Annotated in this window: 16 protein-coding genes; 4 read left to right on the top strand and 12 right to left on the bottom strand. The window is 61.0% G+C overall.

Annotated elements, in window-relative coordinates; translation table 11 throughout:
* Positions 1–42: 42 nt before the first annotated feature.
* From ACM530_RS19575 to puuE, 4 genes are all read right to left on the bottom strand, one after another.
* Positions 43–546 carry an ureidoglycolate lyase gene (locus tag ACM530_RS19575; protein ID WP_106576515.1) on the bottom strand — a complete coding sequence of 168 codons (504 nt, stop codon included), beginning with the start codon at positions 544–546 and terminating at the stop codon, positions 43–45.
* A gap of 126 nt (positions 547–672) precedes the next feature.
* A complete protein-coding gene (alc, locus tag ACM530_RS19580; RefSeq protein WP_242195532.1) occupies positions 673–1,668 on the bottom strand; it encodes an allantoicase in 996 nt (331 codons plus the stop codon).
* A gap of 78 nt (positions 1,669–1,746) precedes the next feature.
* Positions 1,747–2,262, bottom strand: a complete 516-nt coding sequence (uraD, locus tag ACM530_RS19585; RefSeq protein ID WP_404483960.1) for a 2-oxo-4-hydroxy-4-carboxy-5-ureidoimidazoline decarboxylase — start codon at positions 2,260–2,262, stop codon at positions 1,747–1,749.
* Positions 2,259–3,185, bottom strand: a complete 927-nt coding sequence (gene puuE / locus ACM530_RS19590; RefSeq protein WP_145158784.1) for an allantoinase PuuE — start codon at positions 3,183–3,185, stop codon at positions 2,259–2,261. The genes uraD and puuE overlap by 4 nt, the downstream gene beginning before the upstream one ends.
* 388 nt (positions 3,186–3,573) lie before the next feature.
* Between puuE and uraH the strand changes: the two genes are divergently transcribed.
* Together uraH and ACM530_RS19600 are read left to right on the top strand one after the other, a co-directional pair.
* Entirely contained in the window at positions 3,574–3,927 is a 354-nt protein-coding gene (uraH, locus tag ACM530_RS19595; RefSeq protein WP_106576519.1) for a hydroxyisourate hydrolase, read from the top strand.
* Positions 3,928–4,080: 153 nt separating this feature from the next.
* Positions 4,081–9,354: a dermonecrotic toxin domain-containing protein gene (locus ACM530_RS19600; protein ID WP_416362926.1), complete on the top strand. Its 5,274-nt coding sequence runs from the start codon at positions 4,081–4,083 to the stop codon at positions 9,352–9,354.
* Here ACM530_RS19600 and ACM530_RS19605 read toward each other — a convergent pair.
* The 3 genes from ACM530_RS19605 to ACM530_RS19615 form a co-directional block, all read right to left on the bottom strand.
* Complete coding sequence (locus ACM530_RS19605) at positions 9,329–9,970, bottom strand: LysE family translocator (protein WP_169367315.1); 642 nt, start codon at positions 9,968–9,970, stop codon at positions 9,329–9,331. The genes ACM530_RS19600 and ACM530_RS19605 overlap by 26 nt on opposite strands.
* A gap of 67 nt (positions 9,971–10,037) precedes the next feature.
* Positions 10,038–11,384, bottom strand: coding sequence for an NCS2 family permease (locus ACM530_RS19610; protein ID WP_145158778.1), 1,347 nt, complete (start codon positions 11,382–11,384; stop codon positions 10,038–10,040).
* A 188-nt stretch (positions 11,385–11,572) separates the two neighbouring features.
* The gene (locus tag ACM530_RS19615; RefSeq protein ID WP_145158776.1) at positions 11,573–12,007 is read right to left on the bottom strand and encodes a MarR family winged helix-turn-helix transcriptional regulator; all 435 of its coding nucleotides are present in this window, start codon (positions 12,005–12,007) and stop codon (positions 11,573–11,575) included.
* Between the two features lie 81 nt (positions 12,008–12,088).
* Between ACM530_RS19615 and ACM530_RS19620 the strand changes: the two genes are divergently transcribed.
* Both ACM530_RS19620 and ACM530_RS19625 read left to right on the top strand, forming a co-directional pair.
* Positions 12,089–13,255 (top strand): PLP-dependent aminotransferase family protein, encoded by a 1,167-nt coding sequence (locus ACM530_RS19620; RefSeq protein ID WP_404483949.1) that lies wholly within the window; start codon positions 12,089–12,091, stop codon positions 13,253–13,255.
* A 10-nt stretch (positions 13,256–13,265) separates the two neighbouring features.
* On the top strand, positions 13,266–13,868 hold the full coding sequence (locus ACM530_RS19625; protein WP_145158772.1) for a glutathione S-transferase family protein: 603 nt from the start codon (positions 13,266–13,268) through the stop codon (positions 13,866–13,868).
* 115 nt (positions 13,869–13,983) lie between these two features.
* Here ACM530_RS19625 and ACM530_RS19630 read toward each other — a convergent pair whose 3' ends face one another.
* The 5 genes from ACM530_RS19630 to ACM530_RS19650 all read right to left on the bottom strand — a co-directional run bounded on the left by ACM530_RS19630 (position 13,984) and on the right by ACM530_RS19650 (position 16,767).
* The gene (locus ACM530_RS19630) at positions 13,984–14,355 is read right to left on the bottom strand and encodes a glutathione S-transferase N-terminal domain-containing protein (protein WP_094951448.1); all 372 of its coding nucleotides are present in this window, start codon (positions 14,353–14,355) and stop codon (positions 13,984–13,986) included.
* Between the two features lie 102 nt (positions 14,356–14,457).
* Positions 14,458–15,003 (bottom strand): GTP cyclohydrolase I FolE, encoded by a 546-nt coding sequence (gene folE, locus ACM530_RS19635; RefSeq protein WP_003442011.1) that lies wholly within the window; start codon positions 15,001–15,003, stop codon positions 14,458–14,460.
* A 78-nt stretch (positions 15,004–15,081) separates the two neighbouring features.
* Positions 15,082–15,639, bottom strand: coding sequence for a Smr/MutS family protein (locus ACM530_RS19640; protein ID WP_064453382.1), 558 nt, complete (start codon positions 15,637–15,639; stop codon positions 15,082–15,084).
* Positions 15,640–15,714: 75 nt separating this feature from the next.
* Entirely contained in the window at positions 15,715–16,035 is a 321-nt protein-coding gene (locus ACM530_RS19645) for a hypothetical protein (RefSeq protein ID WP_053257227.1), read from the bottom strand.
* A gap of 141 nt (positions 16,036–16,176) precedes the next feature.
* Positions 16,177–16,767, bottom strand: a complete 591-nt coding sequence (locus ACM530_RS19650; RefSeq protein ID WP_106576532.1) for a cysteine hydrolase family protein — start codon at positions 16,765–16,767, stop codon at positions 16,177–16,179.

Raw genomic sequence — 16,767 nt, forward strand, 5'->3', positions numbered from 1 at the left:
CCTCTCGCCTGTCACTCTGTTGTCGAGTGATCAGACCTTCTCTTATTGGTGGGGGGCGAGGATCAACCGCTCATCCTCTTTGAAAAAATGCTCATCGCAGTTATTGCCGGTGCCACTGCGATCAACCACCAGGAAGTCATCCCGCTTTTCGATCGTCAGCACCGGGTGGTGCCAGACGCCGCGATGGTAATTAATGCCCTGCCTGCCGTTGGTGACGAAGGCGCGGACCAAGCCCGATACAGGTGCATCGCCAAGTGGCGCGACCACGATCAGAAAGGGGTTGCCGAGCAGCGGTATGAAAGCCTGGCTGCCCAGCGGGTGTCTCTCCAGCATGCACACGGTCAGCGGCATGTCCTGCGCGTCGGCGCGGAAGATGCTGATGATCGCGTTGTCTTCAGGCTGCGCGGTTTCTACCGTTGCCAGCTTGTGAAAGCGCATGGTCGACCCGTTGTTGATCATGAAGTGATCGCTGCCGTCGGTTTCGATAACGTCTCCGAAAGGGGCGAAGGCCTCTTTGGTCAGGGGTTCGATCACTAGTGTGCGCATGGCTGTCTCTTATCCGAGGTCTGTGTTGTTTGTTCTATTGCTATCGCGGGCAAGCCCGGCTCCCACATTTTGATTTGCAAATACATTCAAATGTGGGAGCTGGCTTGCCTGCGATGGGCTCACCGCTTATTTAGCTACTTTGCCCAAGACCCGCAGGCGGCTCACACCACCATCGGGGAACACATTCAGGCGGATGTGAGTGATCGGGCCCAGCGCCTTGATCTGCTCGGCGAAGGTGTGTTCGGCGTGCATTTCCAGCTTCTGCGCCGGCAGCAGTTCGCGCCAGAACAGCGATTGGGTTTCGATCTGGCTGTCGGTGCCGCCTTTGACGAACGCGCCCTGGATGGAGCACGTGTCCGGGTAGTTGCCCTTGAAGTGCAGGGTGTCGACGATGATTTTCTCGATCTCGCCCGGGTGACCCAGCGCGACGATGACCCAGTCATTGCCTGGCGTACGACGACGTGCGGTTTCCCAGCCGTCGCCCATGTTGATGCCACGGCCCGGGTTGAGGATGTTGCTCATGCGGCCGAAGTGTTCATCGGAGCAGGCCAGCGCGCGCCCACCGTTCAAGGCGGCGGCCAGGTCGACTTGTTCGTTGTCGCCCACCGACGACCAGTCGCGGAACGGCACGCCATACACGCGCAGACGGGCTACGCCGCCATCCGGGTAGATGTTGAAACGCAGGTGGCTGAACGCCTGGTCGTTGCTGATTTCGTGGTAGTGGTGGCTGTTGCCTTGCAGCTCGACGGCCGACAGCACTTCCACCCACTGGGTGTTTTCATCAGGATCGCCCGAGGCCAGGAAGCACGCCTCCAGGGACGCCGACGGCGGGAAGTTGCCGGTGAAGAATGAAGTGTCGATGTCCACGCCCTTGATCGAGCCGGGCACGCCCAGGCGGATCACCGCGCTGTCGTAGCCTTCGAAGCGCTTGCGGCGCGACTCCCAGCCGTCCATCCACTTGCCGTTGTCATCGAAAACGCCCTCCTTCCACACGGCCGGGGTCGGCTGGAACAGGCGGTTGGCGTCAGCGAACCAGTCATCGGTCACCGAAAGGATCTTGGTGCCCAGACGGGCGTCGGCCAAGTTGACGAACTTCTCGAAAGGTACGGCGTAAGCTTTCATTCTTCTTGTCTGCCTTAAATAAAGTGGCTTGGGATGCTCGCCAGGCCCTGGGCGTCATGAGCGCTCGGGCCAGGTCTGCTAAAGGGTCAGTAATCGGAACAACGCGATTTTGTTGATCTCGGCCAGGGCGCATTTGAACTCGGCTTCCACCGAATTGTGAATGCGCGTTTCGAACGCGGCGAGGATTTGGTGCCGGTTGCTGCCTTTTACCGCCATGATGAAGGGAAACTTGAACTTGGCCTTGTAGGCATCGTTCAGCTCGGTGAAGCGAGAAAACTCCTCGCTCGAGCATTGGTGAATACCGGCGCCAGCCTGTTCATTCGTGCTGGCTTCGGTCAACTGGCCCTGGACGGCAGCTTTGCCCGCCAGGTCCGGGTGAGCGTTGATCAAGGCCAGCTGGCTGGCATGATCGGCGCTCAACAGGATGTCGCTCATGCGCTGGTGCAGGGTTTCGATCTGGTCGATTGAAGAATCCTGGCCCAGGTCGAAGGCCTTTTCGGCCACCCATGGCGAATGTTCGTAGATGTCGGCGAAGGCTGTCACGAATGCATCGCGGCTCAGGCTCGACGGTTTCAAGGTTCGGAACGCAGTCATTTCGCCGCTCCCGTGTACGGGTGGGTTTCGTGCCAGTGGCGGGCAATGTCGACGCGGCGGGTGAACCAGACGTGTTCATGGCCCTTGGCGTATTCGATAAAACGCTTGAGGGCGGCGAGGCGCGCCGGGCGGCCGATCAGGCGGCAATGCAGGCCGATGGAAAGCATCTTCGGTGCGTCAGCGCCTTCGGCATACAGCACGTCGAAGGCATCCTTGAGGTACTCGAAAAAGTCGTCGCCCTTGTTGAAACCCTGCACCTGGGTAAAGCGCATGTCGTTGGTGTCCAGGGTGTAGGGGATCACCAGGTGCGGCTTGCCGGTGGGGTTGTTGGGTTCCCAGTAGGGCAGGTCGTCGTCATAGGTGTCGCAGTCGTACAGAAAGCCGCCTTCCTCCATCACCAGCCGCCGGGTGTTGGGGCCGGTGCGACCGGTGTACCAGCCCAATGGGCGCTCGCCGGTCAGCTCGGTGAGGATGCGGATGGCTTCGAGCATGTGCTCGCGCTCCTGGGCCTCGTCCATGTACTGGTAGTCGATCCAGCGATAGCCGTGGCTGCAGATCTCATGGCCGGCGGCGACCATCGCGCGGATCACATCCGGGTGGCGCTGGGCGGCCATGGCCACGGCGAAGATGGTCAGCGGGATATCGAATTCTTTGAACAATTTGAGGATGCGCCACACGCCGGCACGGCTGCCGTATTCATACAGCGACTCCATGCTCATGTTGCGCTCGCCTTGCAGCGGCTGGGCCGAGACCATCTCCGAAAGGAATGCCTCGGACTCTTTGTCGCCGTGCAATATGTTGCGCTCGCCGCCTTCTTCGTAGTTGAGTACGAAAGACAGCGCGATGCGTGCCTTGCCCGGCCAGTGGGGGTGAGGAGGGTTACTGCCGTAACCGATCAGGTCGCGTGGGTAGTCAGCGCTCACTGCAGTCTTCCTTCTTGTTCGTCGTAGTAGCGATGAGTGATTGTATACAACTTATCGCCGACTTTGTAAGCCCGCATTTCTGCATTTTTTCTGAGCGGCGCGCACTCAAGCTATTGCAAGAAACCTGCCTGACTGGTCAGCTAAACGCTAAAAAGTTTTTCGCGGATGTCCAGCGGTAGGCGCTGGCTGGCCGGCGATCGCCTCAGTGGGTTTTATCAGGTGCACCGCGGTGGTCGGCGAACCGGTGGCTGCGAGGTGCGGGATATTTGTTGAATTTATTGTGTACAATTTTTTTAGAAAGTGTCTTAATCAGCCATCGCCGGCTTTTTCACTGCCCTGAAAGAGTGCGGATCACTTTTCTACTGCCTACGGGAGGCGCAAAGACGCCATGGGACGCTTGACCACACACGTTTTGGACGCCGCACATGGCTGCCCCGGCAGCGCGATCAAGGTTGAACTGTACCGCGTCGAAGGCGCGCAACTGGAGCTGGTCGCTACCGCCGTGACCAACAGCGACGGCCGTTGCGACGCGCCGTTGCTGCAAGGTGACGATTACCGCAGCGGTGTGTACCAGGTGCAATTCAGTGCCGGCGATTATTACCGGGCCCGCGGTGTGCAGCTTCCCGAACCGGCTTTCCTGGATGTGGTGGTGCTGCGTTTTGGCATCAGCGCCGAACAGGACCATTACCATGTGCCCCTGCTGATTTCGCCTTACAGCTACTCCACTTATCGCGGTAGCTGAGCGTCACCTCGCTTCACACCCCCAAAGCTCTTCGTTGGTTTTTCGCCCGCCCACACTGCGGGCTTTTTTTTGCCTGTTGCGCGTTCAACTATCTAGCACCTCTTGAGTGTCGGTGATGCTTAGGCTGGGTGTTTTCCTCAGAAGAAAACACCCATGGCCTCGTCCCCAGATCACCCAGGCGTTTTGCCCTCTTTCAGTTCCCTGCCCGAAGACGTTGATGCTGTCGTTGCTGCCCAAGCCGATTTGCAGGCCATTCGAGATCAACTGACCCGGCGGATCAACCGGTTTACCCATCCCAGCCGCCTGATCAATCAGCTCGCTCTTGCCGATTGGCGCTGCGGCGAATCGGTACGCGCACTGGCACAGCTGATAGGGCGCTCGCCCAAAATCCTGCGAGTGATCCGTGCTCAACTGCGCAAAGCATTTGAGATGGAACCGGACACTCTGCTGTTTACCGAGACCAAGCGCCCAGGCGCACCACAGATCATCAACAGCTTGACCGAGCGGGCCCTGTCGCTGCTGGCACGGCCCTCGGTGCCTATCAATGTCAATCAATTCACCACGCTCAGCATAAAAGGGCAGCCAAGCCGTCGGTTGCCCTATACCCCTTTGCAAGCCTTGCAGCGCGTCATTGCGATGCGGCTTTTTGAGCGGCTGGTGCAGGCGGCAGACCACTATTGGGACACCTTGGCGCGGGGCTCATGGCTCACACGCCGCGAGCGCTGGGTCGAGCTGCACACTGAACTGTTCGCTGACCGGGCCTTCATGGCACGGCAACTGGATGAGCTGTCACCGGCGGGCATGAGCCTGGTGCAGGCCGTGATCGATGCCCCGACTGCGACGGCACGCCAACGTGCAGGCGGGGATTGGGCCAGCGTACGGGTGGGCCTGCTGATGTGGCCCGGAACACCCGCGGTGGTGATGCCAGGCGTATTGCACTTTTATCGTGAGGGTGATCCCGCGCAGGCGCCGCAGGTGGTGTACCTGCCGGGTGTGGCCCGCACGTTCTACGAGTACCCGTCTTTTGCCGCCCTGCAGGAAGGCCTGTTGCCGCTGGGCCGAGCGCAGTTGGACACGCTCTGGCAGGGGGTGGCGGCAAGTCGTCGCACTGGGTTATGCCCGCCCGCGCAGTTGTCTGCGGCGGGCGGTTTTGTGCGCGGCCTGGAGGTGCTCGACGATGCGGTGGCGCTGAGCGCGCAGGCGTTGTTGCGCGGGCAATGGAACACCGAATTGGCGTGTGCCGTGAGGGTCGATCCTCCCTTTGTTGCTGCACAACCGACTCGGCCGGTGGCTGTCACCGCGTTACTCGCGCAGGTGGAAGGGGCGCGAAAGCAGTGGGTTGGCAGCGCTCGGCTTGGCGCTCTTGCTGACCCGCTGCTCAAATGGGACCAGCAACGACGCAGCGCAGAAATAATCTTTGCCAGTACCTCACCCGGCTTGGCCTTGCGCACTGCGCAGCAGCAGGTCAAGCGTTACGAAAAAGGTCTGCTGGCCTTGCTGGATCCGTATGAGCCCGGCATCGAGACCCTCGCTTATCAGCAATTCACAGCGCTGAAGGCGCAGCTCGCGGCCCATGCCCAGGCGCTGAGTTCGTTGCTGCAGGGTGCAGAGCACCGGCTGCTCGATCTGAAGTTCTGGACCGAGCGCCCCGGTGGCGCGCAAACGCCCAGGCGTGCTTCGTTGTTCATGCATGCCCAAGCCGAGGCACTGCGCTGCGAGGTTCAGCTGCAACACCGTCTCAAACTGCTGGGCACGGCCCACCGCGACCTGATTATCGACGTGCTGGACCCGCCTTCGCCCGCGGCACGCCCGGGCAGCCAAACCCAGGTGCTTTCAATCGCCGTGGGCAGTGAGCCCGATGCTTTTTATCCCCTGCATAATATGTGGCTGGTGACCACCGCGGCCGCGCTGAGGGTGCCGGCCCGCCAGCTTCCGGTGGTGCTCTACGCCTTTGGGGAAGAGGGCGGGGTGCTGGGTTTTGCCGGGCTGGATGCCTTGACCCGAAGCGTCAAGGCGAGCCTCGGCAGCCGGGACGGCTCGGTGCTGTGGGGCGGTATCGAGCATGACAAGCGCAGCGATTTGCGCGCACATGCGCTGCGTGAAACCTTGGCTGTGCGCTACGTCCCCATCGACGGCAAGCCTGCATTGGCCGCGTTGAAAAAATTGCTCGGTTGCTACGATCGCCTGCACAAAAGCACTGAAGACATCACGCGTATATTCAGCGAAGTGACGCAGGTCGGGCTCAGTCGCGCGTTGTTGCTGGCGGGGCTGGCGCAACAGCTCAAGGTTCCGGCCAATAGCGCCCTGAGCCAGGCTCAGGCGAACATCGAGTTACTGCGCAAGGCCGCGTCTGAAGCGCAAAAATTGCCGGCGGGCTGGGTGGGCGCCACGCGTGCCCAGCGTAAACGCTTCAAACGTTCGCAGCGTTTTTACCTCAGCAGCGCCTTCGCCTTCCAGGCGCGGCTTGAGCAGCACCTGCCCGATTTGGACACGTTTGCCCGCCGTGCCTTGACCGCCCGTTTGCAGCAGGACGGCGTCCCTGCGTCGTGGCTGATCGACCAGCCCTTTATTGAAATGCCTGATGATGTTCATGGCCAGTTTTGTGGGTGGGCGAGCGGCTGCACTGTCGGTGATCGCACCATCGTCCTCACCCCGACCGCTACGCGTACCTCCTTCAGTCTGCTGCAACTGGCGCTGCACAACCTCGACCCGCTGGCGCCCTGGACGCAATGGCGATTGAACCGCGCCCGCTTTCTGCAACCTGAATGGCGACACCGGCTCAATGCCGGGTATTTGATCCAGATGGTCGCTTCGCTGGATATCGGCGGGCAGTACGACGCATTGATCAACCGCGCTTTTTATCCGCCTGCCGGCACCGACCGCGCCCTCAGCGAAGGACGCATCCCGCCCTTATTGAATCGCGCGTGGCACGCAGGCGTTGACCACCACCTGTTCCTGGCGCGGCAAGGCGGGCTGTCGGCGAACGCGCAAAGTGTGTTTAGCACCGCCATGGCGGCCCGCATGCCGCCAGACCTGCTGAACAACCCGCATGAGTTGCAACTGCACGTGGTGCACCTGGTGGGCCATACGATGCAGCACGACCGCTATGTCGCAGGCATTGTGGTGGTGCACGACAAGCGCTCCGGGTGTTGCGTGGTCTACTGGCCCGATGCCCCGCAAGCCTGGGTTCTCACCGAGTACAGCGACCTGCAACAGGCCCTTGCTGCATTGAACCGTATCGGCGCATCGGCCGATAACGCCAAAGTGCTCGCGCGACAGGTCGCACCTGGCTGGGCATTTGAGGCAATCACCCACCATCCGGACCGCGCCGATAGCCCAGGTCACCTGTTCAGCACGCTTGATCTGCCGCCTGCATTTTTTATGGTGAAGGGGATTTGGCGGGGGCTTGGCTTTATTCGCTCCTTTAACATCAAGCACCTGGAGCCGACGGCGTTGCTCGATGAGATCCAGGCCCACACCCTTGAGCAGATTGCCAGTGATCCGCAGGGCTGGCTGGCGATTGTCGCCACCTCTCACAGCGACGCCAGGGCATTGCTCTACCACGCCAGCGTGCTCGAGCTGCAGCGCCGCACTCAAGCCGCCAGCCATTCTGGCAAGGCGCTGCAGGCCTACCGCGCGCGCCGCCTTGGTGAGCAAAGCGAGGCACGTACGCGGGCGCTGGTGGGGTTTTTCTGCCCGATGTACGGGATTTTTAATCAATTCCATGAATTGCTGCTTATGGCGCGGCGTTATCACCGCTTTGGCGACGCTCACACGGCGGTCGATGTGGGCTTTATGAGCGCGTTTCTGGCGATCGATTTGTTACTTAACTTTATTCCCGGCCCCGCCAGGGCGCCGGTTGCGGCGGCTCGTATGGCGCGGCCCGCCGCGCGGGCTGTGCTGGGGCGTATCCATCGCCTGCGCATGAGGGCCAGCGGGCTTGACCGCCTGGCGCCGCCACCGGTGGCTCAACTCAAGGGCCTGGAGCGTTTCAGAATCAAGGGGGTGCCTCAAGGGGCTGTGGCGTTGAAAGGTGTTGGTGAAAAAGGCGTGTATGTCAAAGATGGCGAGCTGTTCGTGGCGGATGACTCGCACCATTACCCGCTTTATCGGCGCGGCAACGAACACGCGTTGCGCCTGAAATACCGGCAGGCGCCTGGGCAAGACGAACTGATAGTGAACGTGCACCAGCCCGGGGAATGGTTACTGGGCGCGGATGCGCCTCAGCCGGTGGCGGGGACGAGTTCGACGCTGCTCAGCCCGTGGCGTGCGCCAGTGCAGGCGCCCCCGGACTGGCAGCCACCGACGGTGCGCGCCGCCACGCACAACCGCATCTATCGGTCACCGGCACCGGACCCCTATTGGTTCGAATGGCGTGTTCCGGATGCGACGGGGCAGGTGTCCGGCCTCTCGGCGTTCGGCACGTTTCATGTGCACATGGAGCCGCCGGGATTTCCCTACGATGCCGTCTACATCGGACCCCGGTATGACAGCCTCGCCGCTTCGGGGGCGGGTTATTACAGAGTGCTTCACCAGGGCGACAATGCGCCCTGGAATGGCATCGCGTTTATCACCCGCAATGAGCCGCTGGTCTCGCTTGCCCGTGTTGATATTGAACGTTGGACGAGCACTGCGATGGGGGAACAGCCCATTCCGATATCACGCGGCGTATCGGGTGAGTGGCAGGTGCATGCCCCGTTGTTTGACCGGCCGCTGGAGCAGTCCGTGGGGCAGGCGTTCCCCAGCATGACCCGCCGCAGCCAGGCATTGGCAGCCGCAAGGCTGATTGAACTGGCCGATTCTTCGCGCTCGGCGACGGCCACGCACCTGCTCAATATTCGTTCGACGCTGGACAATTGGCTGATGTCGACTCCCAACGGGCCGGGTCAGACGGATGATTTGCTAAGAATGTTACGGCCCATTCAAAGGGCGGGCAGGGCGCTGCACATCGGTTACGAGGGCAAGGCCCCCGGTTTCACGCGTGTCGACTTCCGGGCCGTCGGGTTAGACCCTGCGTTGCAATCCGGCGGTGGTGAGGTCAAGCCTCAGCGGATCATCGCGCTGCGCGCCGCAGTCAAGCGCGCGCTGGAGCAGCAAGGGTTCAACGTGCAGGAACTGCAGCTCAGGCACGGGCGCAAGCCCACGCATGAGTTGATCGCGACCCATCCTTCTTCCCCTTCAAACACGCTGTACTACGTGTCCATCCATTGGATCGAGAGAGGCACGGTGAGGCTGGAAACCCGGCTGACGGACCGGTGGTTTGACGCCGCAATCAATACGCATCCCCGGTCGGTTGCGTTGATGGGCGTCAAGAGCGCCATGAACGAAAATCGCCTGGCGCGGATCGTCGCCGGCATTCAATGGCCTACGACGCAGGCGGCCCGCCCGAGCGTCTACTTTGTCAAAGTGAGCCCGTCCTCGCCTTGATCAGCGACACCATGCCCGCGGCGCCGAACAGTGCGGCGCTGACGCGATTGAACCAGCTCTGGCCACTGCCGCTGCGCAGGTAGCGCGCAGCCCCATGGGCACCCAGGCCGTAGGCCAGCTTGCACAGCAAGTCGAGTACGGTCCAGGTGGCAATCATGATCAGCAATTGCGGCAGGAACGCGTGCTCGCTGCTGAGAAACTGCGGCAAGAAGGCGGCAAAGAACAGGATGTCCTTGGGGTTGCTGGCGCCCAGCACAAACGCGCGACCGAACAAGGCGCGAAAACGCGGTGTGGCCACGGCCTGGGGCACCACGGCGCCCTGGGCCGGTTGGCGCGATTGCTGCCAGCTCTGCCAGGCGAGGTAAAACAGGTACAGCGCACCGACGACCTTCAGGGCGCTGAACAACTGCTCCGAGGCCAGCAGCAATGCACCCAGCCCCAATGCCGAGGCACTCAACAGGCAGATCGAGGCGAACACGCCGCCCAGAAACGCCGGGTAGGACCGGCGCAGGCCGTAGTTCAGGCTGTTGCTGATCATCAACAGCGACAGCGGGCCGGGGATCAGGATCACGATCAATGCAGCGCCACTGAACAGCAGCCAGGTTTCCAGGGTCATTTACAGTCCTCCATTCGTACAAAAGCCCCACCCGAAGGTGAGGCGGTTTTCGGCCGTTTCCTGCGAACTACAGGAAGATGAACTTCGCGATGAAAATCGCGCACAGCACCCACAGGCTGATGGAAATCTCGCGGTACTTGCCGGTGCCGGCCTTGAGCGCCACATATGTGATGAAGCCCAGGGCGATACCGTCGGCAACCGAGAACGTCAGCGGCATCATGATCGCGGTCACGATGGCCGGGATGCTGTCGGTGGCTTCATCCCAATTGATATGGGCCATGCTCGCCATCATCAGCATTGCTACGTAAATCAGTGCACCGGCGGTGGCATACGCAGGAATCATGCCCGCCAAGGGCGCGAAAAACATTGCCGCCACAAACAGCACGCCCACGGTCACGGCGGTCAACCCGGTGCGACCGCCCGCGGCGACACCGGCAGCACTTTCTACATAACTGGTCACCGGCGGCACACCGACCATGGCGCCAAACACGCTGGAGGCACTGTCGGCTTTCAGCGCGCGGGACAGGTTATGAATCTTGCCATCGGCGCCCACCAGCCCGGCGCGTTGCGCAACGCCCATCAGTGTACCGGCAGTGTCGAACATGTGTACAAAAAGAAACGCAAATACAACGCTGATCATGCTGACATTGAATACACCCTTCACGTCCATGGCCATCCAGGTCGGCGCCAGGCTGGGTGGGGTGGAGAGAATGCCGTTGTAGTGCACCAGGTCCAGGCCCCATCCGGCCAGGGTGACGGCGATGATGCTGATGAGGATTGCGCCGAACACGCGGTGGTAGCTGAGGATCGCGATCAGCAAAAAGCACACCGCCGCCAGCAGGGGCGCAGGCTCGTGCAGCGACCCCAGCTTGATCAGCGTGGCCGGGCTGTCGACGATGATGCCGGCGGTTTTCAGGCCGATCACCCCCAGAAACAGGCCGACACCGGCGCCCATGGCGTGGCGCAGGCTGACGGGAATACTGTTGAGCAGCCACTCACGTACACGGGACAGGGTCAGGCCCATGAACAACACCCCGGAAACAAACACCGCGCCCAGCGCCGTTTCCCAGTGATAGCCCATGGTACCGACCACGGTGTAGGTGAAAAACGCGTTCAGGCCCATGCCGGGCGCCAGGCCCACGGGCCAGTTGGCGTAAAGGCCCATCAGCAGGCAACCGAGCGCCGCGGCGATGCACGTGGCGACAAACGCCGCACCGTGGTCGATGCCGGCGTCGGCCATGATGTTCGGGTTGACGAAGATGATGTAGGCCATGGTGATGAACGTGGTGAGGCCGGCGATCAGTTCGGTCTTCACTGTGGTGCCATGCAAACGCAGTTTGAACAGGCGTTCCAGCCAACCGCCTTGCGGCGCGGAGAGGTCCAGCGTTGGGGCTTCGGATTTGCGGCTTTCCACAGCGAGTACTCCTCAAGAGTTTTATTGTTATTTCCAGCGCCGGTCACAGGTGTGGGCAACAGCGCTTTGAGGTACTGGCGGGTTTTTGTTGACCAATAGGTCAGGAACTCGCACGAAGCGAATTATGCTTTTGTATACAAATAAAGCAAATAATGTTTTCGATTATGTGTTCGAAACAAGATGAAAGGCTAATTCACGGCACTCAGCGCCTGATTCACCGCCAGCCATCCCGCCACCGCGTCTTCGCCGGCTTCGCTGAAGGCGCGCTGCAATAGCTTCACCTGTTCGCGGCGCAGGGACTGCTCGAAGCGCTGGCCCTCGTCGCTCAATTCCAGCAGGCGCTTACGCTTGTCGGTCTCGGACGCCACGCTGTTTACCAAGTGCATTTCCTGCAGCTGTCGCAACGGTATGTTCAACGCCTGCTTGCTCACGCCGAGCAACTCCAGCAGTTGCTTCACGCTCAAGGCGGGGTAGCGCGCGATAAAAAACACGATGCGCTGGTGCACACGGCTCAGGCCTCGGCGCTCGAGCATCTCGTCGGCCTTGGCGGTAAAGGCCTGGTAGCCGAAAAAGAACGCTTCCATGGCTTGTTGCTGGCTGCTCTGGGTTTTAAGGTCAAGCATATTGACGTATCTACTCAAGTCGGCGTAATTTCGGTCAAGCAGTTTGACGTATTTTCCATGCGCTTTGCCACCGGTGACCTTATGGCCTTCTCTGAACGTGTTACGCGCCTCAAAAGCTCCTTGATCCGTGAAATCCTTGCCGCAGCCCAGCGCCCGGAAGTGATGTCGTTCGCCGGCGGCCTGCCGGCCGAAGCCATGCTGCCGGCACTGAACTGGGACGGCATGCCGCTCACCCTCGGCCAATATGGCATGAGCGAAGGCGAACCGCAGTTGCGCGAACTGCTCGCCGCCCAGGCCCGCGCGTTGGGCGTACCGTGCCAGGCGAGCCAGGTGCTGGTGGTCAGCGGGTCCCAGCAAACCCTGGACCTGGCCGCCAAACTGTATATCGACAAGGGCACCAAGGTTCTGCTGGAAGGCCCGACTTACCTGGCGGCGTTGCAGATCTTCCAACTGTTCGGCGCCGATTGCCTGACCGTGCAACTGGAGGCCGACGGTCCGAACCTCGCCACCTTGCGCAGCCTTCTTGAACACCATCGCCCGGCGTTCATCTACCTGATCCCGACGTTCCAGAACCCTTCGGCCGTACGCTACAGCGAGGCCAAGCGCGCGGCCGTCGCCGCTTTGCTCGATGAGTTCGGCGTCACCCTGATCGAAGACGAACCCTACCGCGAACTGAGCTTCGACGGCGCCAGTGCGCAGCCCATCGCCGGCCGCCTGAAAAAAGCCAGCTGGATCTACACCGGCACCGTCTCCAAGACCCTGCTGCCGGGCCTGCGCGTCGGCTACCTGATCGCCAGCCCGGATCTGTTCCCGCATTTGCTCAAGCTCAAGCAATCGGCGGACCTGCACACCAACCGCGTCGGCCAGTGGCAGGCCATGCAGTGGATCGGCACCCAGAAATACCAGCAGCACCTGGCGCAACTGCGCCGCTTTTACCGCGAGCGTCGCGATGCATTTCAGGCCGCGCTGGAGCGTCATTTTGGCGATCTGGCTGACTGGCAGACGCCTCAGGGCGGATTATTCTTCTGGCTGACCTTGAAACAACCGCTCGACACCCGCACCTTGTTGGCGCAAGCATTGGATCAGGACGTCGCGTTCATGCCCGGTGAACCGTTCTTTTCCGAGCCCGATCAACACCTCGGCTCGTTGCGCCTCAATTTCAGCCATATCGACCCGGCCCGTCTGGACGAAGGTCTCAAGCGCCTGGCCGCGGTGGTCCGTCAAGCACAGCACGCGCAAGCGGCATAAGGGGAGCCCCATGTACAAGGTTTATGGCGATTACAAATCGGGCAACTGCTACAAGGTCAAATTGATGCTCAATCTGTTGGGCATCGAGTACCAATGGATCGATGTCGATATTCTCAAGGGCGACACCCAGACCGCCGAATTCCTGGCCAAGAACCCCAACGGCAAGATCCCGGTGCTGGAACTGGAAGATGGCACCTGCCTGTGGGAGTCCAACGCGATCCTGAACTTCCTGGCGGACGGCAGCGAGTTTCTGCCGGCTGAGCCACGCCTGCGTACCCAAGTGCTGCAATGGCAGTTTTTCGAGCAATACAGCCATGAGCCCTATATCGCGGTGGCGCGGTTTATCCAGTTCTACCTGAACATGCCGCAAGACCGACTGGAGGAATACAAAAACACCCATAAGGGCGGCTACAAGGCGTTGAGGGTGATGGAGCGTCAGTTGCAAGCCACGCCCTACCTGGTAGGCGAGCAATATTCGATTGCCGATATCGCGCTGTACGCCTACACCCACGTGGCTCATGAAGGGGGTTTTGACCTGACGCCGTACCCGGCGGTGCAGGCGTGGCTCAAGCGTGTGGCCAGCCATCCCAAACATGTGGCGATGCTGGACTGAACACAGGTCCAAACGTGGGGGCGGGCTTGCTCGCCAAGGGTGGGCAGTCACTGATGATTCGACTGATCCACCGCTTTCGCGAGCACGCCCGCTCCCACACTGACCGCGGTGTTTATCAGACTGCGGCGAACCGCTTGTCGAGGTAATCAATGATCACCTTGGAGTCATACATCCAAGTGGTCTGGCCATTTTCTTCAATGCGCAGGCACGGCACTTTGATCTTGCCGCCTTGCTCCAGCAGGGTCTGGCGATCTTGCGCATTGTTCTTGGCGTCCTTCAACGCCACCGGCACATTCAGACGGTGCAACGTACGACGGGTCTTCACGCAGAACGGGCAGGCGTGGAACTGATACAGGGTCAGGTCCTTGGCCGCAGCGTTCACCTGCGCCTGTTGTTCGGCGGGGCGCTGCTTTTTGCGTGGGCGGGTAATGAAGTCGCCCGCGATGATGACGTGGCCGAGGCCCACTCGAAGTGCTTTGACGAACATGGCTGAAAACCTCTTGCCCATGAAGAAGGGGCCGCAGCTTACCTGAAATTTGCAGGCGAAAAAAAACCGGCGATGAACGCCGGTCTTTTCCTGCACAGCCTGTTACTTGATCAGGCTGAGAAACTCGCTGCGCGTGGCCGCGTTTTCGCGGAACTCACCCAGCATCACCGAGGTGATCATCGAAGAGTTCTGTTTCTCTACACCGCGCATCATCATGCACATGTGCTTGGCTTCGATCACCACGGCCACGCCCAGCGCGCCGGTGACTTGCATCACGGCATCAGCGATCTGGCGGCTGAGGTTTTCCTGGATCTGCAGGCGGCGCGCATACATGTCGACAATCCGCGCCACTTTCGACAGCCCCAGCACTTTGCCGCTCGGGATATACGCGACGTGAGCCTTACCGATAAACGGCAGCAGGTGGTGTTCGCACAGCGAGTACAGCTCGATGTCCTTGACCAGCACCATTTCGCTGTTGTCGGAGCTGAACAAGGCACCGTTGGTGACTTCTTCGAGTGTCTGTTCATAGCCGCGGCAAAGATACTGCATCGCCTTGGCGGCACGCTTTGGCGTGTCGAGCAGGCCCTCGCGGGAAACGTCCTCGCCGAGTTGGCCGAGGATCGCTGTGTAATTCTGTTCCAGGGACATGAAACTACCTGTGGGATTTTCGCAAAGCGCAAGGTTACGGTGGCGGACACATCGCTGCAAGCCTGACGATGGCACTTGTTACTCGTCGCGCCCCTCCATCATGGTGCGCTTGAGCATCACATACACCGCGCCCGCGCCGCCGTGGCGGGCCTGGCAAGAGGTAAAACCGAGCACTTGGGCATGCTGGCGCAGCCACGTGTTGACGTGGCTCTTGATCATCGGCCGCTTGCCATCCAACCGCACGGCCTTGCCGTGGGTGACGCGCACGCAGCGGATTTCGAATTTGGTCGCTTCGGCCAGGAAGGCCCAGAGGGTTTCGCGGGCTTTTTCGACGTTCATGCCGTGCAGGTCAAGGCTGCCCTCGAACGGGATCTGGCCGATCTTGAGCTTGCGCATCTGGCTTTCCTGCACGCCGTCGCGGGCCCACATCAACTCGTCTTCGGGGCCTACGTCGATTACGAACTGGTCCGACAGGCCATCCACGGTGGTGGCATCGGTGCGCACGGTCGCGGCCTGGCGCAGCTTGGCGATCTGCGCCCGGTCGGTCTTGGGTTTGCCGGTGTCGGCGCGGTCGTGCTTGATCGGCTTGACGCCGCGCAGCTCGTTTTTGAACAGGGAAAAATCGTCGTCTTGCATGTCAGCCTCCGCGAAGGGCGGGCAGTTTACCTAAATCGCGGCGGCCGGGGCGCAGGAAACGCTATCCAAGCGCCATCAGTCGTGCTTTTTCATCAGGTGTGAGGCGATGTTCAGCGACAACGGCTGGCGCATCCGCCGACGGCTGCGACGCCATAACCAGACGCCCAGCCAGAGCACCAACAGGCCGATCACCAACAAAATTGCCGAGCCGCCCGGGCTGGCATTCAGTTCGCCGAGTGCCGGCGAATGACCAAACAAACCGGCGCCACCGGCACCTGCCAGCAGCAAACCTACAATGGCCAGCAGCGCGGCAAAGCCGGCCACCAGGCGCAGACGCCAGTTGCTCGGGCCCTTGGGGCGCAAGCGACGAGCGTCAAAACCATCGGATATCTTCATTCCGACCTTTCCTCCAGGGTATCGGCCCTTCGACCGGAAGATACACAGGTTGTTCCTGTACCAGAGGCAATTGCAGAAAATGAAAAGGTTTTGCGGATGAGCGGGGCAATAAACACGCCGCGCCGCTCATCAGAAGGTCAATCAGATCAGATCTTTGGTCAATGCGAGGGTCGCGAAGTTGTCGGCCATGATGGCCATTTCGGTCTGTTGCACATGTTCAGCGCTCAGGATGCCGCCTTTGTAAGGCAGGTCGCGCGTGGCGCAGGCGTCTTCCACCAGGGTGCAGCGAAAGCCCAGGTTCTTGGCGGCGCGCACGGTCGTGCTGACGCTGGAGTGGCTCATGAAACCACAGACGATAAGGTCCAGGGAGCCGAGGTCTTGCAGGTGTTTTTCCAGCCCGGTGCCGTGAAACGCGCTCGGCAGCAGTTTGCCGATGATGGTTTCGTCGCCGAGTGGTTCCAGGCCGGGAATGAATTCGCCGCGCTCGCCCTGCGGGTCGAACAGGCCACCGACGGTGCCAAGGTGACGTACATGCACGATCGGACGCCCGGCATTGCGCGCGGCGGCAACCAACTGCTTGATGTTTTCGACCGCCGCGTCCATGCCCGAGAGGGCGAGTGGACCGCTGAGGTATTCCTTTTGGGCGTCGATGATCACGAGGGTCGCATGGTTCAGGTTGGCTGCTGCGTAACCGCGACCGCTGAGTTGAAACATCGTCTTTGGAACGGACAT

The sequence above is a fragment of the Pseudomonas sp. NFX183 genome (genome assembly GCF_047943075.1).
GTDB lineage: Bacteria > Pseudomonadota > Gammaproteobacteria > Pseudomonadales > Pseudomonadaceae > Aquipseudomonas.